At 66.5% G+C, this 21,988-nt stretch carries 23 protein-coding genes, 1 pseudogene and 1 riboswitch; of the genes and pseudogenes, 15 read left to right on the top strand and 9 right to left on the bottom strand.

The features are described 5' to 3' along the window. Positions 1 to 119: 119 nt before the first annotated feature. Positions 120 to 572, bottom strand: coding sequence for a metallopeptidase family protein (locus F7O44_RS10010; protein WP_222851235.1), 453 nt, complete (start codon positions 570 to 572; stop codon positions 120 to 122). Between the two features lie 113 nt (positions 573 to 685). Here F7O44_RS10010 and F7O44_RS10005 point away from each other — a divergent pair, with 113 nt between their 5' ends. Then, on the top strand, positions 686 to 1,036 hold the full coding sequence (locus F7O44_RS10005) for a DUF3499 family protein (RefSeq protein ID WP_162450117.1): 351 nt from the start codon (positions 686 to 688) through the stop codon (positions 1,034 to 1,036). A gap of 30 nt (positions 1,037 to 1,066) precedes the next feature. On the opposite strand, the gene F7O44_RS10000 is transcribed toward F7O44_RS10005, so the two are convergent. Genes F7O44_RS10000 through F7O44_RS09990 form a run of 3 tightly spaced genes read right to left on the bottom strand, consistent with a single transcriptional unit; the run spans position 1,067 to position 4,171 of the window. After that, positions 1,067 to 1,876, bottom strand: a complete 810-nt coding sequence (locus F7O44_RS10000) for an energy-coupling factor transporter transmembrane component T family protein (protein WP_222851234.1) — start codon at positions 1,874 to 1,876, stop codon at positions 1,067 to 1,069. Next, complete coding sequence (locus tag F7O44_RS09995) at positions 1,873 to 3,540, bottom strand: ABC transporter ATP-binding protein (RefSeq protein ID WP_222851233.1); 1,668 nt, start codon at positions 3,538 to 3,540, stop codon at positions 1,873 to 1,875. The genes F7O44_RS10000 and F7O44_RS09995 overlap by 4 nt, the downstream gene beginning before the upstream one ends. Before the next feature lie 4 nt (positions 3,541 to 3,544). Then, positions 3,545 to 4,171, bottom strand: a complete 627-nt coding sequence (locus tag F7O44_RS09990) for an ECF transporter S component (RefSeq protein ID WP_162450116.1) — start codon at positions 4,169 to 4,171, stop codon at positions 3,545 to 3,547. A 126-nt stretch (positions 4,172 to 4,297) separates the two neighbouring features. After that, positions 4,298 to 4,403: riboswitch (TPP riboswitch) on the bottom strand. A 280-nt stretch (positions 4,404 to 4,683) separates the two neighbouring features. Between F7O44_RS09990 and F7O44_RS09985 the strand changes: the two genes are divergently transcribed. From F7O44_RS09985 to F7O44_RS09950, 8 genes are all read left to right on the top strand, one after another. Next, complete coding sequence (locus tag F7O44_RS09985) at positions 4,684 to 5,478, top strand: hypothetical protein (protein ID WP_162450115.1); 795 nt, start codon at positions 4,684 to 4,686, stop codon at positions 5,476 to 5,478. Between the two features lie 68 nt (positions 5,479 to 5,546). After that, entirely contained in the window at positions 5,547 to 6,260 is a 714-nt protein-coding gene (locus F7O44_RS09980; protein ID WP_162450114.1) for a 1-acyl-sn-glycerol-3-phosphate acyltransferase, read from the top strand. 339 nt (positions 6,261 to 6,599) lie between these two features. Beyond that, positions 6,600 to 7,106: an HNH endonuclease gene (locus tag F7O44_RS09975; protein WP_162450113.1), complete on the top strand. Its 507-nt coding sequence runs from the start codon at positions 6,600 to 6,602 to the stop codon at positions 7,104 to 7,106. A 147-nt stretch (positions 7,107 to 7,253) separates the two neighbouring features. After that, complete coding sequence (locus tag F7O44_RS09970) at positions 7,254 to 7,724, top strand: YflT domain-containing protein (protein ID WP_174255899.1); 471 nt, start codon at positions 7,254 to 7,256, stop codon at positions 7,722 to 7,724. Positions 7,725 to 7,855: 131 nt separating this feature from the next. Continuing rightward, positions 7,856 to 8,488: a DUF6758 family protein gene (locus F7O44_RS09965; RefSeq protein WP_162450111.1), complete on the top strand. Its 633-nt coding sequence runs from the start codon at positions 7,856 to 7,858 to the stop codon at positions 8,486 to 8,488. A 105-nt stretch (positions 8,489 to 8,593) separates the two neighbouring features. Beyond that, positions 8,594 to 9,460: a PHP domain-containing protein gene (locus F7O44_RS09960; RefSeq protein WP_162450110.1), complete on the top strand. Its 867-nt coding sequence runs from the start codon at positions 8,594 to 8,596 to the stop codon at positions 9,458 to 9,460. Then, positions 9,457 to 10,293 (top strand): RecB family exonuclease, encoded by an 837-nt coding sequence (locus F7O44_RS09955; RefSeq protein WP_162450109.1) that lies wholly within the window; start codon positions 9,457 to 9,459, stop codon positions 10,291 to 10,293. Before F7O44_RS09960 ends, F7O44_RS09955 begins: the two co-directional genes overlap by 4 nt. Before the next feature lie 270 nt (positions 10,294 to 10,563). Further along, positions 10,564 to 11,406 (top strand): L,D-transpeptidase family protein, encoded by an 843-nt coding sequence (locus tag F7O44_RS09950; RefSeq protein WP_162450108.1) that lies wholly within the window; start codon positions 10,564 to 10,566, stop codon positions 11,404 to 11,406. 180 nt (positions 11,407 to 11,586) lie between these two features. Here the strand turns inward: F7O44_RS09950 and F7O44_RS09945 are convergent, their stop codons facing one another. After that, on the bottom strand, positions 11,587 to 12,978 hold the full coding sequence (locus tag F7O44_RS09945; protein ID WP_222851231.1) for a DEAD/DEAH box helicase: 1,392 nt from the start codon (positions 12,976 to 12,978) through the stop codon (positions 11,587 to 11,589). A 415-nt stretch (positions 12,979 to 13,393) separates the two neighbouring features. On the opposite strand from F7O44_RS09945, the gene F7O44_RS09940 reads away from it, so the two are divergent. Further along, the gene (locus tag F7O44_RS09940) at positions 13,394 to 14,071 is read left to right on the top strand and encodes a ferritin-like fold-containing protein (protein ID WP_222851230.1); all 678 of its coding nucleotides are present in this window, start codon (positions 13,394 to 13,396) and stop codon (positions 14,069 to 14,071) included. A gap of 51 nt (positions 14,072 to 14,122) precedes the next feature. On the opposite strand, the gene F7O44_RS09935 is transcribed toward F7O44_RS09940, so the two are convergent. The 3 genes from F7O44_RS09935 to F7O44_RS09925 form a co-directional block, all read right to left on the bottom strand. Then, on the bottom strand, positions 14,123 to 14,347 hold the full coding sequence (locus F7O44_RS09935; RefSeq protein ID WP_162450492.1) for a DUF3107 family protein: 225 nt from the start codon (positions 14,345 to 14,347) through the stop codon (positions 14,123 to 14,125). Between the two features lie 152 nt (positions 14,348 to 14,499). Then, the gene (locus F7O44_RS09930) at positions 14,500 to 15,141 is read right to left on the bottom strand and encodes a TetR/AcrR family transcriptional regulator (protein ID WP_222851229.1); all 642 of its coding nucleotides are present in this window, start codon (positions 15,139 to 15,141) and stop codon (positions 14,500 to 14,502) included. Between the two features lie 46 nt (positions 15,142 to 15,187). Continuing rightward, positions 15,188 to 15,418: a hypothetical protein gene (locus F7O44_RS09925; protein ID WP_162450107.1), complete on the bottom strand. Its 231-nt coding sequence runs from the start codon at positions 15,416 to 15,418 to the stop codon at positions 15,188 to 15,190. Positions 15,419 to 15,604: 186 nt separating this feature from the next. Here F7O44_RS09925 and F7O44_RS09920 point away from each other — a divergent pair, with 186 nt between their 5' ends. Continuing rightward, positions 15,605 to 16,498 (top strand): alpha/beta fold hydrolase, encoded by an 894-nt coding sequence (locus tag F7O44_RS09920; protein WP_162450106.1) that lies wholly within the window; start codon positions 15,605 to 15,607, stop codon positions 16,496 to 16,498. 121 nt (positions 16,499 to 16,619) lie between these two features. Further along, a complete protein-coding gene (gene moeZ / locus F7O44_RS09915) occupies positions 16,620 to 17,792 on the top strand; it encodes an adenylyltransferase/sulfurtransferase MoeZ (protein WP_162450105.1) in 1,173 nt (390 codons plus the stop codon). Between the two features lie 218 nt (positions 17,793 to 18,010). On the opposite strand, the gene F7O44_RS09910 is transcribed toward moeZ, so the two are convergent. Next, positions 18,011 to 20,473 carry a lysylphosphatidylglycerol synthase transmembrane domain-containing protein gene (locus F7O44_RS09910; RefSeq protein ID WP_162450104.1) on the bottom strand — a complete coding sequence of 821 codons (2,463 nt, stop codon included), beginning with the start codon at positions 20,471 to 20,473 and terminating at the stop codon, positions 18,011 to 18,013. Between the two features lie 77 nt (positions 20,474 to 20,550). Between F7O44_RS09910 and F7O44_RS09905 the strand changes: the two genes are divergently transcribed. The 3 genes and pseudogenes from F7O44_RS09905 to F7O44_RS09895 all read left to right on the top strand — a co-directional run. After that, entirely contained in the window at positions 20,551 to 20,856 is a 306-nt protein-coding gene (locus tag F7O44_RS09905; RefSeq protein WP_162450103.1) for an MGMT family protein, read from the top strand. A 616-nt stretch (positions 20,857 to 21,472) separates the two neighbouring features. Next, a complete protein-coding gene (locus tag F7O44_RS09900; protein WP_162450102.1) occupies positions 21,473 to 21,763 on the top strand; it encodes a transposase in 291 nt (96 codons plus the stop codon). Next, a pseudogene (locus F7O44_RS09895) lies at positions 21,760 to 21,988 on the top strand (hypothetical protein); the annotation flags it as partial. The gene F7O44_RS09900 and the pseudogene F7O44_RS09895, both read left to right, overlap by 4 nt.

Below are 21,988 nucleotides of genomic sequence, written 5' to 3'. Positions count from 1 at the left end.
GCCCCACCTAAATGATCATGTTTGGTGGGTATCCCCTTGCGTCAACAGGCCCGCAGGCATGGTGACGCACGAGAGAACCCACCAAACATGATCATTTGGTGAGGGGCATTTGGGGCGGGTCAGCTGGTGTGGCCGGAGCCGTAGGAAGGGTCGACTTCTTGCGGCTCGGTGCCGAACATCTCCGCGACCTGTTCGGCGACGACGTCCCGGAGGAGTTCCCGGGTCTGGTCGTGATTCTTGGTCCGGGTCTCGATGGGCCGGCGGAACACCACGATCCGAGCCGGCAGCGCGCCGGTGGCGGCAAACGCCCGGGCCAGCGGCACCCAGTTGTGTGTCCAATCGTCCAGAGTCGGGACGTCCTCGACGGCGAACTCCACCTTGCTGAGCTGGTCGCGCCAACGCTGATCAAGCCGGTCGATGGTTTCGATGACGAGGTCGTCGAAACGCTGCGCGCGGGAGCGGCTGAGCGGGCTGTCCGGGGGAGCCACGGAGGTCCGGAGCCCATGCCCATGACGGTCACGCCGGATCCGTGGCAGACCCATCGGGCCGGTACCGCCGTCGGGAATGCTCACATCGGCAGACTAGCAACTTGGCCGCCATGACGGCGTGCGGGAACGTGATGACGGGCTCCTCAATGGCGTGCCGCACCTGGCACGGGCGTCCAAGGGGGATAACCTTGGGCATTGTGAGCCCAACCCGTCGCTGTTCCCGTTCGGCCTGTTCTCAGGTCGCGGTCGCGACGCTGACGTACGTCTATGCTGACTCCACCGCGGTTCTCGGGCCGCTCGCCACCTACGCCGAGCCCCACACCTACGACCTCTGCTCCGAGCACGCCGAGCGCCTCGTGGCGCCGCGCGGGTGGGAAGTCATCCGGCTGGCGCCGGATCCCGACGCCATGGGCCCGAGCAGCGATGACCTGCTCGCACTGGCCGACGCCGTCCGGGAAGCGGCCCGGCCGCCGGAACCGGATCCCGAGCCGGTCGGCGAGCCGACCCGGCGCGGTCATCTCCGGGTGCTTCGCAACCCCGACATGTAAGCCTCTCAGCGGCCCGCAGCACGGCTCGTGTCAGGAAGACAGCGCCGGATTCCAGTGGCCGGTGACGACGGCTGACGTCACCGCCAGAGCGACGATCGCGATCGAGCAGATCAGCAGCGCCGCGTCGGCGCCGGTGAACCGGATCTCACGGGCACACGTGCGCGGCCCCCGTGCGTCGAAGCCCCGGGCGTCCATCGCTACCGCCATCTGCGTACCTCGACGAACCGCCCCGACGAGCAGCGCGAACAGCTTCCCGCTGAACAGCCGGACAGCCACCAGCGGGTTGCGGCCGGCTTCCAGGCCACGGGCCCTTCGCGCCCGGCCCAGGATCTCCCACTCAGCGGCCATGAGCGGCGCCAGCCGCAGCGCTGCCAATGAGCCGTAGGCGAATCGAGGCGGAATACGCAGCTGACGTACCAGCGAGTCGGCCAGATCGACGGGGTCGATAGTCAGCACGGCCAGGACGCCCGGCAACACGATGGCCGCGAAGCGCAATCCGGTGGTGGCGCCCACCGCCACGCTTTCGGTGGTGATCAGCAGCGGGCCGGCATCGAGCAGTATCGAGCCGCCTTTTCGCCCGGTGAAGAGCATGTTGCCGATCGCGATAGAACCTACGGCCAGTGCCAGCGGCCATGCCCGTCGCGCCACGTCACGCCAGGTCAATCCCCACGCGGGCACACTCAGCAGCGCAACCGCGGCCACTATGCCGGACGAGATCGGGTCTACCCCGGCCATCAGGACCACGGCGGGTACGAAGGCCGCGCCCAGTTTGGCCACCGGATTGCGCCTGCCGAGCACACTCGTCGTTCCGCGCGGCGCGGACAGGCCGGTGACGATCACGAGGTACTCCTTCGGGGGACCGGCATGTCGTCGGCAACGTGGCCGTCACCCGGCGGGCTGGTGGGCACCACGTCGAAGACGGACGCCGTGGGACCGGCTGGGGCGCTGCGGCCGGCGTCGGCCAGGCTGACCGTGCCGTCACGAACCGTGATTCGCTGATCGGCCAGGACGTCGGCGAACGGCTCGTCGTGCGTGACACTGAGGATCGTCGTCCCGTTGTCCCGGAGTTCGGCGCACAAGCTGATCAGCTCCTGCCAGGTCTGTGCGTCCTGCCCGAACGTCGGCTCGTCGAGCACCAACACGTCCGGCGCCGTGGCCAGCGCCGTCGAGACCGACAGCCGGCGTTTCTCGCCGCCGGACAGGGTATACGGGTTGGCGCCGGCCAGCCGGTCGAGGCGGAGCCGGCTGAGCAACTCGGCGCATCGCCGCTGCGCCGCCGCGGTCGGCATCCCGGCTCGGCGCGGGCCGATCATCAGCTCTTCCTGCACGGTTGGGGCCAGAAACTGATGCTCGGGATCCTGGAAGACGGTGCCCACCCGGCGGCACAGCTGCTGGGCGCGCCAGCGGTGCAGCGGCCGGTCCGGCACGTCGGCCAGGTAGGAGCCGCCGGTGTCCGGGCGCACCAGGCCGGCCAGGATCGTCGCGAGTGTCGACTTCCCACTGCCGTTCGGCCCGACGACGCAGGTGGCCTGCCCTTCGGCCAGTTCGACGCTAGACGGTTCGAGGGCCATCCGGGCGGCGTTGGGATAGCTCCGGCTGACCCGGTCGGCGCGCAGCCGGGTCGCGCCACCCGGACCGCGTCGTCGAACCGGCGACGGCGGTGCCCACGGAGCCGGTACCCACACCCCGGCGGCCGCGAGTGCGGCGCCGCGACGCCCGAAGACCTCCTGTGGCCGGCCGTCCTCGAGGACACCGCCACCGGGTTCGAGCACGACGACGCGGTCGACGAGCTCAACGGCCAGATCGACGCGATGCTCGACTATCACCAGCGTGGCGCCACTCGCCCCCCGCTCGCGTTGATCATGGGCAAAGGCATCTATCCGAGCCTTTGTTGGCTGCTTTTGCCCATGATCAACGGGGATGAGGGGAGCGCCGATGACACCGCGTACGGCGTCCAGCACCAGCCTGGTGCCCGCTGGATCGAGATTGGCCGTTGGTTCGTCCAGCAGCAGTATCGACGGCCGGCGGACGAGCGCGCCGGCGAGTGCAAGGCGTTGCTGCTCTCCGCCGGACAACGCGGCCGTGGGCCGCTCCCGGCCGTATTCGAAGCCGACGTGCTGGAGGGCGTGGTCCACCCGCGGCCAGATCTCATCCCGCGCGACGCCGGCGTTCTCGAGCCCGAACGCGACGTCGTCGCCCGCACGAGACATGACGAGAGCGGCTTCCGGGTCTTGCAGCAGCATTCCGATCCGGCCGCGGGCCTGCGCCGCCGGCTGGCCGTCGATGAGAACGTGCCCTTCCTGCTCTGCCGCCGTATCCGGATCGAGCAGCCCGGCAGCGGCGCGCAGCAGCGTCGATTTGCCTGCTCCTGAGCTGCCGACGAGCAACACCCGCTCACCGGCCTCGATATCAAGGTCTATACCGCGGCACGCCCAATGCCGCCGGCCGGCGTATCGCCAGCCCCATCCCCGGATCTGGATGTGTCCGCCCATTTCGGCGCCCATGCCGTCAGATCTCGTGCTGGGCGCGGCCCGAGGCGAATGGGGCGAGCGCGCCGGTCCGCGCCAGAGCACGGGCCAGCATCCAGCTCAGGATGCCCGCTACCAGCCCCGCGGCCACTGCCGAGGCCACGTAGACAGCCTTCCAGTCCAGACTGAACTCAGGCACGGAGACGATGGCCTGGTTGATGCCCATCGCCAGCCCCGCGCCCGCCCCGGCGAACAGCGCGGCGCCCGCACCCCAGCGGCGGTAGGCCAGCAGCGCGAAGATCAGCTCCGCGCCCAGCCCTTGCCAGAGTCCGGACATGAAGACCGCCATTCCCCAGGCGGACCCGAACAGCATCGAGGTGGTGGCGGCGACGATCTCCGTGTACAGCGCGGCGCCCGGCCGCCGGATCACCAGAGCGCCGAGGACGGCCGGCATCAGCCAGATGGCACCTATCGCCGGGCTGAATGGCGTGCTGGTGAGCGGTGCGCTGACGGTGGGGTAGACGAAGTTGTTCCACGCGGCGAAAAGCACGCCGAAGGCGACGCCGAGCACCGAGGCCACGATGATGTCGACGGTTCGCCATCTGCGCCGGCCGGGCGTTTCCGGGGCCGGGGCGTTCGCGGGTGGAACGTTCTGGGTCGGGCTCACGTTGCTCCTAACGTCTTCGACCAGGTCAGAGGTCGTGTGACCGTGCTGACGAAGAGCTCCGCCGGAGCAGCCATGCTGGACCACAAAAAGCGCGCTGGCGGGAGGTACCCGTGAGCGCGCCGCTGGCTGATCTGCATGATGACTTCCTTCGCCGGCATGACCCGGATCAGGTTCGAGGGTCTGCGGGTCTCTCCCGCACTCTCAGCGCTGCAGCGCTCCCCTGTCGTGGGTATGAAGTTGTTTTCCCCGGGACGGTGGCAGCCGGTCGGAACGATCCTCCCGGTGTCACACGTTGACCCGTGTGTGCTGGAGGCTACCCGGCTCAACCTGATTCGTCACCTTTGCGTCCAGGGGTCGAACAATCCGCTTTCCACAGAGGCGACGATGCAGGGTGAAGCGAGGTACACTCCGTCACTGCGGGCTGCGCGTCTGCTGCGTTCAGGTTCTAACCGGCAGCGATCAGGCCGCTTGCCCTTGTCACCGATTCGATAGCGCGGAGAGGTCCAGGTCCGATGCAGCTGGCTTATTGCCGGAGGATGGGCTTGGCCCTGATCGCCGTGGTGACCATCGCGATGACGAGTTGTAGTTCCGAGCCGGATACCCCCACCGCTGCGCCGATGGCGCAGATCGCCTCGAACTCCGAGACCGCCCCGGCCGAGAACGGCATCGACCAGCTTCCCCCTGAGGAGGCACTCGGCACCGTGATCGCCAATCTCGACGACGCCGGCACGTACCGGGTCAGCGGCACCACGTCGGCGGGCAGCACCATCGACATCACGTTCAAGACCGGTGAAGGCTCCGTAGGCACGGTGATCACAGACAGCGAAGTGGAGCTGGTCGCGCACGACGGCGTGGTCTACATCACGAGTGACGCCGCGACCATCGCCGACATCGTGGGCGCGGACGTGGACGACACGATCGCCGACAAATGGTTGTTGATCTCACCGGAGTCGAGCTCGAGCTTCAGCATCTTCGCTGAAGGAAGTGATTTCGCGGAAGCCGTGCTGGGGTCACAGGTTCAGGGTGAGCTGACGTCTGTGCAGGAGGTCAACGGAGTCCCAGCTGTGGGTCTCATGTTCGCCGAGACAGGCGGCACGCTGTGGATCACCGCCACGGGCGAGCCGCTGCCGCTGCGGTTCGAGGAGAAGGGCGCCTCGGGTGGTTCAGGCATATTGACCTTCAGTGACTTCGGCGAAGACGTCGACGTCGAGGTTCCCGACGAGGACGACGTCGTCGATCCGTCGACACTGCCCAGCGAGGACGACGAGGACGACGACGCTGAGGCCGACGAGTCGAGCGAAGACTGACTGGTCCGCGAGTTCAGTACTAATGTCCCGTTTGATGGGCTCTGATAGGCACCCGGGATAATAGGGCCGTGGAACTAGTAGGAGCAGTAGCGGTCGGTCTGACCAGATTGTTCGGGCGCGTCGAGCCTGATGGCCTCGAGAATCTGCCGTTGACTGGACCTGCGATCGTTGCCGTCAATCACACGACTATCGCTGACGTCCCGCCGGTGCTGTCCACGTTGTACCGGACCGGACTTCGTCCGAGCGTCCCGTGTCACCAGGACGGCTGTGGGACCGAACACGGCCATGTCCGGTTCATTGCCTCATCCATGGTGTTCAAGAACCCCTTCATCGGTCCGCTGGCCCGGCAGGCGGGCATGGTGGAGGTCGGGCGGCAGGCCGGGACGGTGGCGCTGAAAGCGGCGAAGGATTCCCTGGCCCGAGGCGAGGTTGTCGGCATCTACCCGGAGGGCGACGTCGCCGCGACGGCAGACGGTTCCCCTCGGCGCTTCCGGTTCGGCGTGGCTCGGCTGGCGCTGGACGCGCGAGCTCCGGTCATTCCGGTGGCACATCACGATGCTCGGCTCATCGGGTCCGGATCCGTCGCCCGGAGCCTCGGCGGTGCGCTGACGTCCATCGTGCGGCGTCCGACGGTGCGGCTCAGAGTGGGCCGGCCCGTCATGCCGGAGGAGTTCGCGGGCCTGGCCGTCCGTGACGTCGTCGATCTCGTACAGAAACGGGTGACCGACGTCTGGCGATCACTGGCCCACAGCGAGTCCGTGCCGCGCGAGGAAACGGCCTGACCCGAGCCGGGGTCGTCGAGCCCGATAAAAGGCCTGCTCAGGACGGTTGTGGGAATCAGCCGCGGGTGGCTGGCCGGAAATTTCCTTGAGCTGGCGGAGGACTCAGTGCAGGCTGAGGTCCAGATGCGCCGACTGTTTCATTAGAATTCGCCCATACAAGCAGATCCGGAAGCCGGATTCTGGGGAAGATACCGGACGTGAGGAGTGACGACGCCGAGATGAGGCAACACACGTGGGCCGTACGTGCCGTCGCTTTGCGGCCGGCCCGAGCCGACTTTGAGGCGCGCCACGAACATTTGAGGTAAAGGAGCGGCCGATGTCACGGAAGGGGACGGACGGGTGCAGACGCTGGTGCTGAATGCTTCGTACGAACCACTGGCCGTCGTGTCTGTTCGTCGGGCCATCGTTCTCGTGTTGACCGAAAAGGCTGTGACAGAACACGCCGACTCCGACCGGATCATCCGATCGGCCACTCAAGAGTTCCCCGCGCCGCTGGTCGTGCGGCTGCTACGTTTCGTCCGGGTGCCATATCGCCGGAAACTACCCTGGTCGCGCAGTGGCGTGCTCGAGCGCGACTCACGGCGGTGCGGCTATTGCGGGGCACGCGCGGAGTCCATCGACCACATCGTGCCCACGTCGCGAGGCGGCGCACAGCGCAGCTGGCTCAATACGGTGGCTGCCTGTGTCATGTGCAACCAGCGTAAAGCTGACCGCACACCGGAGGAAGCAGGGATGAGCCTGCTCCTGGACCCGTTCGAGCCGAAGGTGCAGCGTGCGTTGGTGCTTGCCATGGGTGTTCGCCAAGCCGAGCATCTTCCGGAATGGCTGGTGGCGTCGTTCGCTTGACCTCTGCGCGATAGTCGCCGGCCGCAGCCCGCGCCCAAGACGTCGTGCCGGCCGGGATGACGGCTGGATCGTGTATTTGCGGTGGGATAATGCAACCATTGGGTATCAGGAGCTGCGCGCTCGGGTTGCTGAATGAGGAGGATCCGCATGGTGAGCCCGGTGCCAGGGTTGCCGACCGGCATGGTTGTCGGCACGTACGACCAGTACGAGCAGGCACAGCAAGCAGTTGACTACCTGTCTGACCACAAATTCCCGGTCGAACATCTCGCCATCGTCGGCACCGATCTACGCCAGGTGGAGCGAGTCACCGGCCGCATGACGTGGGGCAAGGCCATCGCGGGTGGATTGGCCACTGGGGCGTGGCTGGGCCTGTTCGTCGGGTTGTTGCTGAGCCTGTTCACCGACGAAGGCTGGGGCACCATCATCATCATGAGTATGGCCTGGGGTGCCGTGTTCATGATGATCTTCGGAGCGGTGGGTTACGCGTTCACCGGTGGCCGCCGGGACTTCACCTCCAAGAGCGTGATCGTCGCCAGCAAGTACGAGATCTACTGCCAGCACCAGCATGCCGAAGACGCACGCAATCATCTAGCGAGGCTTTCGCTGCGTACCGGCTGACAACGGGTGAGTATGCGGCTTAGCGGGAGCGACGACCGGCGGCCGGAGCTCGTGCCCCGCGCACAAGAACCCGCGCGGGTTCAAAGCCGGAAACGCTTGACGGGAACGGTCAAACGGGAGAACGTCATCGGGTGAGAGGCGAGCAAATCTGTCCGCGCTGCGGTGATCAGCCTCGGCCGCCCGGTCCATGGGCGAACCGGTGGACTTGCCGCCGGCACGGAGCTGTCTTCCCGCTCGCACCGCTTGCGGTGCCCAGTGCGCGGCTTGTGCGCCAGATCAGCCAGCGCTCGGCCGTACCTCTGTGGATCCCCTGGCCGCTCATGCAGGGCTGGGTCGTCGGCGCCGTCGCACACGCCGGGGACGACGCCTCGGGCGTGCGTGGCACCGCCGTGGCACTCAGCGGCCCTAACCCGTTCGGCGGCGCGGCTGACCTTGTGCTGGTCGCGGAAGAGCAGGGTGTGGGTCTCGGTGCTGGATACGCCGGCGTGAAGTCCGTCGATCCAGGCGAGGCCGTCCAGGCCGAGCCGCATGCGCGCGTTGACGTCAACGGCCGGCACGCACCGCTGTGGTGTGTGGACGGACATCCGGATCGTGCGGTTTATGCTGGCCAGTCCGCCGGGCACTGGCTGTGGATGATCCTCTACCCACAGACCGCCGGGGCGCTCCTGCTCGAGGACCTCGTGCTGGAAGACCTTCGTGATCTTGGGCACGAGGCCGACCTACTGCCCTATGGCACCCCGCCGCCGTGGTTGCATCCCGGCTAGTCCCCACGCAGGGCGCTAGGATCACCGGTGCAGGGGACTAGTGCACCAAAGAGGGCGCGCTGTCTTCCACGGACGTAAGGCGTAGAAAGATGGGGAACTGGCAGCTTGCTCATTGACCTGCATACCCACAGCAACGTTTCCGACGGCACCGACCTGCCCGGTGATTTGGTTCGGCGAGCGCACAGCAGGGGACTGGACGTGGTTGCGCTGACCGATCACGACACCTTCGACGGCTGGGCCGCTGCCCGGGACGCGGCAGCCGAATGTGGTATCGAGCTGGTCCCGGGTGTCGAGGTCTCGACACAGCATCGCGGGTACGGCGTCCATCTGCTCGCATACCACGTCAACCCTGATTATCGGCCCCTGGCGCGTGAACTCGCCCGTATCCGCATCGACCGGCGCGACAGGTTGCAGCGGATCTCCACCCGGCTGACCCAGGCCGGCATGCCGGTCGAGCTCTCCGAGATTCTCGCCCTGGCCAAGGGCGCGTCCACGGTCGGCCGCCCCCACGTGGCCGACGTGATGGTCTCAAAGGGGTACGTGAAGAACCGCGACGAGGCCTTTGCCGAATGGTTGTCCTATGGATGTCTCGGATACGTCGACAAGTACGCCCCGGACTTGATCGACACGATCGGCAAGGTGCACGCCGCCGACGGTGTGGCCGTGCTGGCGCATCCTTGGGGCCGCGGGTCGCGCGGGCTGTTCGATCGCACCACGTTGGAGCTGCTGGCCGAGGCTGGTCTCGACGGCATCGAGGTGGACCATCAAGATCACAGCACCGTAGAGCGGGAAGAACTGCGTGCTCTCGCCTCCGACCTGGGCCTGGTCGCCACCGGCGCCAGCGACTACCACGGCCGTGGCAAGAACGATCACGAGCTCGGCGTCAACACCACGGCTCCGGAGGAGTGGGAGCGCCTGCAGGAGCGGGTGAATGCGCGGGGCAGAGCTGAACGTGACGCAGGGATCACATGAACTACCAACCGGCACTCGAGGGAATGCCTGGGCGCCTCTACGCTGCCACCCCCACCCGCTTGGCCACGTGGTCCGATTGCCCTCGTCGTTACCGGTTCACCTACCTTGAACGGCCACCGCCGGCCAAGGGGCCGCCTTGGGCCCACAACACGATGGGCGCGGTCGTGCACAACGCGCTTGCGCAGTGGTGGCGGTTGCCGCTGAGCGCCCGGTCCGTCGAGCGGGCGGGTGCGTTGGTCGGCAGATACTGGGCCAGCGAGGGATTCCGTGACACAGAGCAAGCCGAGCAGTGGCAAACGGCAGCCAAGGCGATGGTCGAACGCTATGTGGCTCTGCTCGATCCGGAAGATGAGCCGCACGGCGTCGAGCGCACGGTAGGGCTGGTGCACGGCGGGGTCTCGCTGTCAGGGCGCGTCGACCGGATCGACAATCGGGCTGGCGAACTCGTGATCGTCGATTACAAGACCGGTCGGCACGTGCTGACCACCGACGACGCACGGTCCTCGCTTGCGCTCGCGGTCTACGCCGCCGCGACGGCCCGCACGATGCGTTTGCCGTGCCGCCGGGTAGAGCTGCACCACCTACCGTCGGGGGAAACAGCGATCTGGGAGCACGACGAAATCTCGCTGGGCCGGCACCTCGCACGCGCCGACGGCATCGCCGCCGAGTGTGCCGACGCCGATGAGGCATTTCGGGTCGGCGAGTCCGGCGATGACATCTTCCCGCCTCGCCCGTCCGGACGATGCGGCTGGTGTGACTATCGGTCGCACTGCCCTGAGGGCAAGTCGGCCGCACCGAGCCGGCCCTCATGGTCCGGCCTCGCCGATATCTAGCCGGCCGGACTGTATCGGCTGATCAGAGACACTCAGGATCAAACAGGCATCGTGCCGAGGGTTAGGCGCCGGCGCTGTCGATCTGAGAGAATCCGGTGATGTGGCATACGCCGCCGCGGAGCCGTGGCACATCTCACGCGAAGTTGCTGGACAAATCGGAACAGTTCGGTGCTTGTCGTGCGTTTGAAGTCAGGAACTGCCGGGCAATGTCATAGGGTTGTTGTGATCTTGAACTTCGGTCGGCATCGTCCGGCTCGACGAGGAGGGTGAATGCCCGGTCGTTACGGGAAACCAGCTCGAACCAACCGGCACGGTTCGCAGGCCAAGGCGCGTCCGTCGCTACGGTTCAGGTTTCTCGGCCTGGCGGCCGGTGCCGCCTGTGTAGCTTCGGGTGTCGTGGCCCTGACCAGCACGGCCGACGAAACCGACCGGCCCGCTCTCAGCTCGCCCGAGTCGACCATTGACGGTACATCGCAGGTGGTTCGCGACTCAGGTCAGATCTCGCGGTCCGGTTCCCGCGAGCCGGGCCGGCAGTTCGACACACTCGACAAGCCGGCAATCCAGGACGAGCCCGAAGACGCGGCTGAGGACACCGAATCCGACGAAGATGAGCCCGAGCAGCCCGACGAGACCGAAGATTCGCCCACGCCGGAACCCGACGAGGCCGAGGTGGACCCGGACACCAAACCCGAGGCCACCGCTGACCTCCCAGCCGACAGCGGCGACGGCCGGCGAATTGTTTTCGACATCACCGGGCAGCAGGTCTGGCTGGTCGAGGGTGACGGCTCGGTCGAGCGCACGTACATGGTGTCCGGCAGCCGCTATGACCAGCTGCCAGAAGGCACCTACGAGGTCTTCTCCAAGTCGGAAGAGGCGGTCAGCTGGACGCTCGAGGAGACCATGCAGTACATGGTCCGCTTCCACCGAGGTGAGAACTCCAATATCGGGTTCCACGACATCCCGGTCTACAAGGAGAGCGGTGAGGAAGCGCAGACGCTGTCCGAACTCGGAACGCCCCTGTCCGACGGATGTATCCGCCAGGACCACGAAGATGCCAAAGCACTGTGGGAGTTCGCCCCGGTAGGAACCAAAGTCGTCGTCGTCCGCACGTGACCTGTGCGGGCGGGTTACGGCACCGGGCTGCGCCCGTTCAACCGGGACGTGGCAGCGATTGCGCGGGCATGCTCATCCGGCTGATGGCGCCGGCGCCGTGAGGTGATAGGTGCAACGTGCTGGCACGCTGCACCTTTAGAACCCGCGCGAATAGGGAGTCGCCAGGGGCGAGGCCGCTTCTTACTCGGACGCCTGCTGGTCGATCGGCTGACCGGCGCGTGTGCGCCGCCTATTCCGTTTGCGTGGCCGCTTGTCGGAAGCCTCGTCAGCACTGTTGCCGTTGGTGCTCTCTCCACGCGGGGCCTGGCTGCGGCCCCTGCCGCGTTGCGCGCCTTGAGAGTTACGTGTGCTGGAGCCGCGCCTGGTCCGGCGGCGTTGGCTAGAGTCGCCCTGGCCCTCGCCGTCGTCCTCGACTTGTTCGGCGTTGAGTCCGGCCCGGGTGCGCTCGTCGCGTGGCAGTTTGCCCTTGGTGCCGGGCGGGATGCCGAGATCGCGGAAGAAGTGCTCACTGCTGGAGTAGGTCTCCGGCGGATCCGCGAACGGCAGATCGAGCGCTTCGTTGATCATCTTCCAGCGGGCGAGGTCATTCCAGTCGACCAGCGTCACCGCGATACCCGTGGCGCCGGCCCGGCCGGTGCGGCCGATGCGGTGCAGGTATGTCTTCTCGTCCTCCGGACAGCTGAGGTTCACCACATGGGTGACCGCCTCGATGTCGATGCCTCGAGCGGCGACGTCGGTGGCCACCAGTACGTCGACCTTGCCGGCCCGGAAAGCACGGAGCGCGCGCTCGCGCACAGGCTGCCCCAGGTCGCCGTGGACGGCGGCGACAGCGAAGCCCCGGCCGGTGAGATCGTCGGCCAGTTGCTGTGCCGCGCGCTTGGTGGAGCTGAAGACGATGGTCAGGCCACGGCCCTCGGCCCGCAAGAGCCGCGCCACCATCTCTTCCTTGTCGAGGCTGTGCGCACGATAGACGAACTGGGCCGTGAGCGGCACCGTTTGCTGGTCGTCGCCGGTCTCGGCGCGGATGTTGAGCGGGTGGCGCATGTACCGGCGGGCAAGGCCGACGATGGCGGCCGGCATGGTCGCCGAGAAGAGCATGGTCTGGCGCAGTTCAGGTGTTCGCCCGACGATCTTCTCGACGTCGGGCAAGAACCCGAGGTCGAGCATCTTGTCGGCTTCGTCGAGCACAAGCACCTTGACGTGAGCGAGGTCGAGGTGTCCCTGGTTGGCGAGGTCGAGCAGCCGTCCAGGGGTGCCGACGACGACGTCGATACCGGACTTGAGCGCTTTCAGCTGCGGCTCGTATGCGCGCCCGCCGTAAACGGTGAGCATGCGGATGCGCCGTACGGTGGCAGCGGACTCGAGGTCGCCGGTGACCTGCACGGCGAGTTCGCGAGTGGGGACGATCACGAGTGCCTGTGGTTTGCCGGGTTCGGTGGCCTCGGCGTAGTCACGGTCATCCGGAGCGACGACCCGCTGCAGCAGCGGCAACCCGAACGCGAACGTCTTGCCGGTTCCGGTGCGGGCTTGCCCGATCAGATCGCTGCCGGTCAGGGCGGCCGGGATGGCCATCTCCTGGATCGGGAACGGTTCGTTGATGCCGACGCGCTCGAGGGCGTCGGCGATGGAGGGGAGTACCCCTAGGTCTCTGAAGGTTGTCAGAGTTTTCGCCTCATTAGCTCGGTGGGTCGCCCGAGCACGGTGTTCGTTCGTCCTCTAGGCGGCGGGGCCGCTCACTCGCGAGACGATGCCTCACGATGGCGCCTCACGCAGCGCAACAGACGTCGATCCGTCCTCGAGAGCGCCCGTTCGGACCGGGCGCCGTCATTACCAGCGTCCATTTTACGGCATGACGCTCGCAGTTTACGGCATTGCGGCGGTGCGGCCTAACCAGGGTGTCGGAAAGCAGCCGGGCGCCGTCGTCGGCACCGGCCCGCGGGAGCGTTGGCCTCGTTGATTACTGGAGTCTCGGGCTATCGTTACGAGCGTGGAGAACCATGTGGAGGACCCGGAGTATCGTGCCGGCATCATCGACCTGCTCGGGGCGCTCGGTCTAGGTGAGCTCTCGGCCTTCCAACGGCTGGCGGCCGACGCCGAGCTCGCGCCCACGCTGGCGGATCAGGCAGCGCTGGCCGGGATGGCGGCGGCGGAGTACCGGCATTTCGAACGAATCCGCGATCGGCTGGCCGAGCTGGGTGTGTCCGTCGATGAAGCCATGGGGCCCTTCCGGGAGCCGTACGCCGTGTTCCACGCTAAGACCGCACCGTCCACGTGGCTCGAAGGTTTGGTCAAGGCGTACGTGGGAGATCAGATCGGGACCGACTTCTATCGCGAGATCGCCTCGGCGGTGGACGAAGACACCCGGGCTTTGGTGCTCGAGGTGATGGCCGACGCCGGCCATGCCGACTTCGCGGTCGACCGCGTTCGTGCGGCCATTGAAGAAGACCCGAGTGTGGCGGGCCGCCTTGCCCTGTGGGGGCGTCGGCTTGTGGGCGAGGCTCTCGCACAGGCTCAGCGGGTAGCCGCCGACCGAGATGCCCTGACATCGATCATCGTGGGAAGCGCCGGGCGGCCGGGCATGGATCTGGCCGAACTCGGTCGCGTGTTCGCCAGACTCACCGAGAATCACGCTAAGCGAATGGCCAAGCTCGGCTTGGCCTCGTAACTCGCTTTGGTACGTGACCGGCGCCTTCCACGTCGATTTCGTGTTGGATCGTCAGAGGGCGCCGAAGCCGACGCGCCTTTCCATCGGCTCGCCGATCTCGACATAGGCAAGGTGCTCGGCGCGGACAAGTACCCGCCGGCCGCGTTCGTCGACCAGGTCGAGGACGCCGTCGTTCGAGATAGCCGTCCGAACCGCCGCGTCGACCTCTTCAGGTGATTGGCTGCTCTCAATCACCAATTCACGCGGGGCGTTGTGCACACCGATCTTGACCTCCACGGTCACCCTCTCCTGAAGTTTGGTACCCGGCATATCCGGATGTTCGCCAGTCTCAACTGCCAGGTTAGCCGAGGTGATTCCCTCCGGACCCGCCTGTCCGCCGCAAGCGATCGGCCGCGGGCCGAAGACCGGCTCCCGACGCTCGCGTGGAGTTAGGTGATCTGGTCGTCGGGATGCTCCCTGCGGGGAAAACCGCGAATCCCGCGCCAACCCAACGTGGCGACCAGTTCGGCCGCGGTGGTGCGTGGAATGGACCCGTCGGCCGAGAGCCAGTAGCGAGCCGTGACCTGGGCTATTCCGATCAAACCGACGGCCAGTAGAGCGGATTCCTCATGGGAGAGCCCGGTGTCCTCGGAGATGATCGCGCTGATCTCGGTCGAGGACGCTTCCGTCAGGCGATCCAGGCGGTCCCGGACCGCTGGGTCATTGGCGAGGTCCGATTCGAACAGCAGCCGATAGAGCCCGGATTGGTCGTCGACGAACTCGAAGTAGGCGTTCACCGCCGCGATGACGCGCTGTTTGTTGTCGTCGGTGGCAGCCAGAGCGCGATGCACCCTGGCCTGGAGCTCGTCGGTGGCGGTGTCGATCAGGGCGAGGTAGAGCTCGAGCTTGCCGGGAAAATGCTGGTACAACACCGGCTTGCTGACGCCGGCCCGGACGGCGATCTCGTCCATCGCGGCCGCGTGGTAGCCGTGCTGGACGAACACCTCTTGCGCGGCACGCAACAGGTGGATTCGCCGCTTCCCGCGGGGCATGCGCACACCGCGAGGCGGGACGTCGGGCACCGCGGTCACTCGAAACCTCCCAGTTGATTTCGATAGGCGAAATGGTAGTCGATGTCTATCGATAGTCGTCTTCGTCGAAGTCGACGATACGCGTCTGTTCGTAGGCGTCGGCCGGGTCAGCGTCGCTCGGCAGCTCCTGGGGCAGCTCTTGCGGTGGCAGTTCAGGCTCTTCAGGATCGACCCGGGTTTCGGAGTCTGCGCTGCTCGGTCTCACGGGCCGGCGCTGTTCGTCAGCGTCGGCATCAGGCGCCTCTAGGGGCTTGGCTGGGATCTCGTTGTCGGCCATCGAATGCTCCTTGGTTGTGCTTGGTGCGCAGCTCGGTTCAGCACACACCGTTCTCTTCGTTGAAGCTACCCGCAAATCGGGGCAGCTAGCGCCCGATCGGCTGTGGAACCCGATGTGATCCGGGCAACGAATCCCGCGCGTCGAGGCGGCCGGACGCCGGGGCGGTCGTGCGAATACCATCGGAGTGTGGCTGTGATCAGCAAGTGGCCAGGCCGTGAAGTAATCCTCCCGAGCGGGCGCCGCATCAATGTCCGTCACGCCGCCCCCGAAGAGCCCGACCAGCCGCCGGCGGTCATGATCCACGGCCTCGGAGGCGCGTCCACCAACTGGACGGCGTTGATGCGTGAGCTCCGTGGCGATCTCGATCAATGGAGTCCGGACCTGCCCGGATTCGGTGAATCGCCGCCTTCGGGCGAACATACCGTCTCAGCGTACGTCGCTGATGTCATCGCGTACCTCGAGCGCTTCGACGGCCCCGTTCATCTGATCGGCAACTCCATGGGGGGCATGATCTGTGTTCTGGTCGCCTCGGCGCGGCCGGACCTGGTTCGGACGCTGGTGCTGCTCTCACCCGCGATGCCGCAGTATCGGCTACCACGAGGCGCTCAGGCGATGGCGCTCGTGGCTCTGCCGAAACTGGGCGAGTGGATTCTCGGGCGGGTCAACGGGAAACCCACTCAGGAGCAGATCGAGCGACTGGCGCCGATGCTCTACGGAAACCCGGAGGGCGTTGACCCGGATGAGTTCGCCTTCGCGATCGAGGAGCGGATGCGCTGGGTCAGCCAGGCGCACGCGCGTGACGTGTTGCTCACGGCGCTGCGCTCACTCGTCGGTCAGTACCTGCCGCCCCGGCGGCGCTCCACATGGTGGGCTGCGCAGAAGGTGCTGTGCCCGGCGATGGTCATCGTGTGTGAAAAGGACGCGCTGGTGGGGGCTTGGTCGGCGCGTCGCTGGCAGCGGGCGCTGCCGCGAGCGCGGGTGGTGAAGCTCGAGCACTCAGGGCACGTGTCGATGATGGAGTATCCGTCGGCGGTGGCCCATTTGGTGCGGACGTTCTTGCGCGACGTGTCCAGTTCCTGAGACGATAAGTCCGAGGTGTGGACACCGTCGCGGGAATGCGCGGGCCCATGGCACTGTTTTGCTGAAGACAACGCCAAATTTGCCCCGGTGATCACCGAGACGAATACCTATGGAGCCGATCGTGTCTTTGCCCCCAGTCGTAGAGCCGGCCGCTGAGCTCACCGTCGACGAGGTGCGACGCTACTCACGGCATCTGATCATCCCCGATGTCGGGATGGACGGTCAGAAGCGGCTGAAGAACGCCAAAGTATTGGTCGTGGGCGCGGGCGGGCTCGGTTCGCCTGCGCTGCTCTACCTTGCTGCCGCCGGAGTCGGAACGCTGGGCGTCGTCGAGTTCGACGAGGTCGACGAGTCCAACCTGCAGCGCCAGATCATTCACGGCCAGTCTGACATCGGCCGGTCCAAAGCCCAGTCCGCGCGTGACTCGGTCAAAGAGGTCAACCCCTACGTCAACGTCATCCTGCACGAGACGCGCCTGGACAACGACAACGTCCTGGACATCTTCTCGGGCTATGACCTCATCGTCGACGGCACGGACAATTTCGCAACGCGTTACCTCGTCAACGATGCCGCCGTTCTGCTGGGCAAGCCATATGTCTGGGGCTCTATCTACCGGTTCGAGGGCCAGGTCAGTGTCTTCTGGGAGAAGCACGGGCCGCAGTACCGCGACCTCTACCCCGAGCCCCCGCCGCCCGGCATGGTGCCGTCGTGCGCCGAAGGTGGCGTGCTCGGGGTGCTCTGCGCATCCATCGGGTCGATCATGGTCAATGAGGCGATCAAGCTGATCACCGGCATCGGCGAGCCGCTGCTCGGCCGCCTGATGGTCTACGACGCGCTTGAGATGAGCTACACGACGCTGAAGATCCGCAAGGATCCCAACGCCGAACCGATCACCGAGCTTATCGACTACGAGGCATTCTGCGGCGCGGTCAGCGACGAAGCCGCCGAGGCCGCGGTCGGCTCCACCATCTCGGTCAAGCAGCTCAAGGACTGGATCGACGAGCGTGACCAGGGCGAGCGCGACTTCATGCTCGTCGACGTCCGCGAGCCCAACGAATACGAGATCAACCGGATCCCGGGCGCGGTGCTCATCCCCAAGGGCGAGTTCCTCACCGGCGAAGCGCTGGAGAAGCTTCCCCAGGACAAACAAGTGGTGCTGCACTGCAAGTCAGGAGTGCGCTCCGCCGAGGCGCTGGCCGTGGTCAAAGGCGCGGGCATGGGCGACGCGGTCCACGTCGGCGGCGGCGTCGTCGCGTGGGTCAACCAGATCGACCCGTCGCAACCGGCTTACTGATCTGTGCCGCGGGCGCGGAGGGGAGGCGGTGTGTTCACCTCCCTGGCCGCCGGCGGCGGCGTTCGTGCATACGCACTCACGCCCGCGCCTCCGGACGGTCGGTGAACACACCGCCTCCCCTCCGCCTATGCGCACCCGCTCGAGGCGGCGACGCTGCGGGTGGATCTGGTTGGACCCGCAACGGCGCCGCCCACGTGGGTTCGCACGAGCAATGTGGGTCAGAGGAGGCCGCGGCGCTGCATCTGGGTCCACAGGATCCAGCCGGGGATGATCGGCAACCAGAACGACACGATGCGGAAGACGAGTACGGCGGGAACCGCGAACGTGGTGCTCACTCCGATGGTCGTGACACCCGCGGTCAGTGCGGCTTCCACGGCTCCCAGTCCACCCGGAGTCGGAACGGCCATACCCACCGTGTTGCCGACCATCTGGACGACGGCCAGCGCCGCGATGTCCGCGGTGCCGCCCACCGCCCGCAGGCAGGCATAGAAACACAACACCAGCGACGCCGCCTGCAGGACGATCCCGCCGATGGCGACGGCCAGTTTCCGGGGGTTGCTCAGCACGTCGAGCAGCCGGGGTAGCCCTCGTTCGGCGAAGTCGGCCCACAGCGACCGCAGCCGGGTCCGGATCGGCGGGATCAGGATGAGCAGGGCGGCCGCCACGAGAACTCCGGCGACGATCATCAACGTTGATTGCGACGGCTCGAGGCCGGCCGCGGCGGAACTGCCTGACACCACACCGAGGATGGCGATGAGGGGCAGCGTGATGGCGACGTTGCCCACCTGATTCGCCGCGACGCTGGCGGTAGCCAGCGGCCCGGTCACGCCGGCCTTGGTGAGCAACCGGATGTTGATCGCGACGTTGCTGACCGTCGACGGCGCGACGAGCCGCAGGAAACTCAGGCAGATCTGCGCGCCGAGAGTGCGCAAGAACGGCACTTTTTCCGGCACGAAGCCGAGGATCGCGAAGGCGGCGCCGACGAAGTTGAGGAACATGAATGCCACGGCGGGCACCAGCCACGCCAGGTTGGTCTGTGCCCAGAGTTCGGCGAACGAGATGTCGACGAGCTGCGTACCGACGAGGTAGACGGCAGCCACGGCTCCCACGCCGGTGACGAGAGACAGCGGCTTGAACCTCTCGAGCCGAACCGGCTCGGTGTCGGTGCCGATCCGGCTGATCAGGCCGTCACGCAGTTCGGACAGCAGTTCCCGGCGTCCGCGAAGCTCGCGGCGCACGGTTCGAGGCAGGGCGATCTGCTGAAGCAACGGCACCGCGCCACTCAGGGCCCGCGGGCCCAGGACGTCCATGGCGGTGTTGATGGTGCGCTCGGCGCCCACCACCAGGGTGACCGCCACCAACGCCTGGGCGAGGTCGGCGCGGATGGCGAGGTCGGGGGCGGCGACCTCGCCGCCGGAAGGGTCGAGGATCCAGACCTTCCCGGAATCCGAAATCAGGATCGTGCGGCCGGACAGCCGACGATGGGCTACCTGGTTGCGCCGCAGCCGTCTGAGCTGGCGCCACAGGTCCCGCAGCATGTCGTCGCTGATGTCGCCGCCATTCAGGTTCGACAGCGCGGTACCGGGGACGTGGTCGAAGACGAGCGCGGTCGCCTCGCTGTTGACCTTCAGGACCTTGCGTAGCTTTGGGGTGCGGACGCCGGCGCGGGATACGGCCAGCGACTGCAGGGTGATCTGATTGACCGCGGTGCGCATGGTCACGGCCTGGCGCGGCCGTACCTCTTCCCGGGTGCGGATCTGGTCGATGGTCCGGGCCAGCGCGCCGGCGCCCTCGGTGTCGCGATCGAGTACGAGCACCCCCAGTGGTCCTTGCTCGGTTTCGGCGACGTATCTGCGGTATTGCTCCACGGAATCCGCGCGCAGTGATTGCAGTTCGAAGCCGTTGGACTCGAGGACGGAAGCAACCTTGTGCCCGGTGGGTGCCACCGACGGCTGGCCGCTGACCAGGCGGACAAGCAGGCCGACGATGCGGCCGATGCTCAGCGCCGCAAGAATCCCGGCCACGGTGACCTCGCCACCGAGCAGGCCGACGGCGAAACTCGCGGCGATGGCGAACAACGCCACCTGGCGGATGCGTTTGAGGTTCAGGCGGGCGACGACGGTGACGACGGCGACCAGCACCGCCGGAAAGGTCGGTACCGGCGTGCCAGTGGTGCCCGGGAGCGTGGGGACAAATGAGTCGTGCAGCCGTTCCGGTGCGGCGGTCAGCAGCCACTCGGATACCAGCGCTGCCGCCACGGCGGCGAGCAGAGCAGCGATCAGCAGTTCAGCTGTGGTGCGTAACCGGCCACGGATCATGAGGATGACGACAAGCACGGGCGGCAACGCCTGCGCCGCGAGGCCGGAGGCGAAAGCCACCAGGTTGACCGGTCCGCTGGGGATGACCTGGTCGAGTTCGGCAAGATCACCGGTCAGCGCGGTCAGTGTGCTCTCGGCCACCACTGCTAGTGTCACCAGAGCCGTCATGCCGATGATGGCGAACAGCAGCCGGAAACCGTCGAGCGGGCGGCGGGTGCGCCGGGGAAGAGGCGGCTCTTTGACGAGAACCTGCTGGCTGGCGGCTTGCTCGGTGGATGGCGCGGCATCCTCACGTACGCCACGTGGAGGCTGCTCCATCTCCGAGCCCTCCCGCACGCGTATCGTCTTGGTTGTATCCGCCATCTCAGTCTCATCGTCGCATGTCAAGGCTTTGGGGGTTGGCGGCGACCCGCTTTTTCGGTGGAGAGACCTGAAGAGGGATGGACGACGAGTACATCGAAGCCGTATTGAGTCTGGTCGAACGGATTCCGCCGGGGCGAGCGATGGCCTACGGAGCGGTTGCCGAGGAGGTCGGTGCCAGGCTCGAACGTGGTGGGCCGCGCATCGTCGGCGCCGTGATGGCCGCGTTCGGCGGCGCGGTTCCCTGGTGGCGCGTCGTCACCGCGACGGGCCGTCTTCCTCCAGGCCATGAGGTAACGGCGTTGCGTGAGTTGGCCGCGGAGGGTACTCCGCTGACGTCCGACGGCTCGCGGATCGATATGCGCCGCGCTGCCTGGCGCCCGTAGGCCGGGCGCCACTACCTCTTCCACACCCGTGCTCCACCCGACTCCTAGATGATCATGTTTGGTGGGTTTTCTCGGGCCATACCATGCCTGCAGGCCCGTTGACGCCCGAGAAAACCCACCAAACATGATCATCTAGGGCTCTTGTGACCTTTCCGTGGGTGAGTTCATGGGAGGCCGCTGGTGGCGGGTTGTTCCCCCCGGGGGGTGGGGCGTTCGGCAGGGTCCAGTTGTGGTGTGTCGCGTTCGTGGAGTGGTTGCCGCTGGTTGTGAAGATCGTCGTGTGAACCACGACGGGTCGGAGGGGCGGTATTCGGGGTCGTGGAGATCGTCGTGCCAGCCAATGCCGCCATGCACCGTCAGGACTCACACGACTAGGCACACACCAGTCGTGAAGATCGTCGTGTGAACCGCGACCGGCCGCGGGCGCCCGGCGGCTTGAGCAGTTCAGTGGGCCCGGTGGTTTCGAGCAGTCACGCCACCCGAACCCAAAGGGCTCGGACACGCCACAGCCCCCAAACCCGCCCACGGGCACACCACGCGCCAAGGCGCAATGGGGTGCTCCCTACTTTCCGGACTGCGGAGCCCATAGGGTTCTGTTTGGAGAGGAGAGGATTTCGTGGCTAGAAAGAACGGGAAGTTCACGCCTGAGTTCCGTGAGGAAGCGGCCCGGCTGGTGGTCGAGAATGACCGGAGAATAGTCGATGTGGCTCGCGAAATTGGGGTGGGTGAGACCACCCTGGGTAATTGGTGTAAGGCTTATCGACAGGCGCATGCTGGTGATGAGCCGGCGTTGGAGGTGTCCGAGCGGGCTCGTTTACGAGAGCTTGAGCGGAAGAACCGTGAATTGGAGATGGAGAACAACTTCCTAAAACGAGCGGCAGCATACTTCGCGCAGGAGCAACGGTGAGCGAGAAGTACGAGTTCATCGCTGATTGTGCTGCCACCGCCGCCGACGGCGATTCGGCCGATGCTCCGAGCATTCAGAAGATGTGCACCTGGTTGAAAGTGTCGAAGTCCGGGTTTTATGACTGGCGCGGCCGGCCGATGAGCGCGACCGCGCGGCGGCGCGAGGAGCTTGCGGTCAAGATCCAGGCGTTGTTTGACTACAACGACGGCGTCTACGGATACCGGC

The sequence above is a fragment of the Phytoactinopolyspora mesophila genome, assembly GCF_010122465.1.
Lineage (GTDB): Bacteria > Actinomycetota > Actinomycetes > Jiangellales > Jiangellaceae > Phytoactinopolyspora > Phytoactinopolyspora mesophila.
Note: the sequence above shows the minus strand (reverse complement) of the source record. Positions and strands in the feature narration are given on the sequence as shown.

Excerpts from the sequence above, each read along its gene's own strand:
- F7O44_RS09995 (WP_222851233.1), bottom strand. The coding sequence starts at position 3,540 with ATGGGCGCCGAAATGGGCGGACACATCCAGATCCGGGGATGGGGCTGG.
- F7O44_RS09985 (WP_162450115.1), top strand. The coding sequence starts at position 4,684 with ATGCAGCTGGCTTATTGCCGGAGGATGGGCTTGGCCCTGATCGCCGTG.
- F7O44_RS09970 (WP_174255899.1), top strand. The coding sequence starts at position 7,254 with ATGGTGAGCCCGGTGCCAGGGTTGCCGACCGGCATGGTTGTCGGCACG.
- F7O44_RS09955 (WP_162450109.1), top strand. The coding sequence starts at position 9,457 with ATGAACTACCAACCGGCACTCGAGGGAATGCCTGGGCGCCTCTACGCT.
- F7O44_RS09950 (WP_162450108.1), top strand. The coding sequence starts at position 10,564 with ATGCCCGGTCGTTACGGGAAACCAGCTCGAACCAACCGGCACGGTTCG.
- F7O44_RS09945 (WP_222851231.1), bottom strand. The coding sequence starts at position 12,978 with ATGGCCATCCCGGCCGCCCTGACCGGCAGCGATCTGATCGGGCAAGCC.
- F7O44_RS09925 (WP_162450107.1), bottom strand. The coding sequence starts at position 15,418 with ATGGCCGACAACGAGATCCCAGCCAAGCCCCTAGAGGCGCCTGATGCC.
- F7O44_RS09910 (WP_162450104.1), bottom strand. The coding sequence starts at position 20,473 with ATGGCGGATACAACCAAGACGATACGCGTGCGGGAGGGCTCGGAGATG.
- F7O44_RS09905 (WP_162450103.1), top strand. The coding sequence starts at position 20,551 with ATGGACGACGAGTACATCGAAGCCGTATTGAGTCTGGTCGAACGGATT.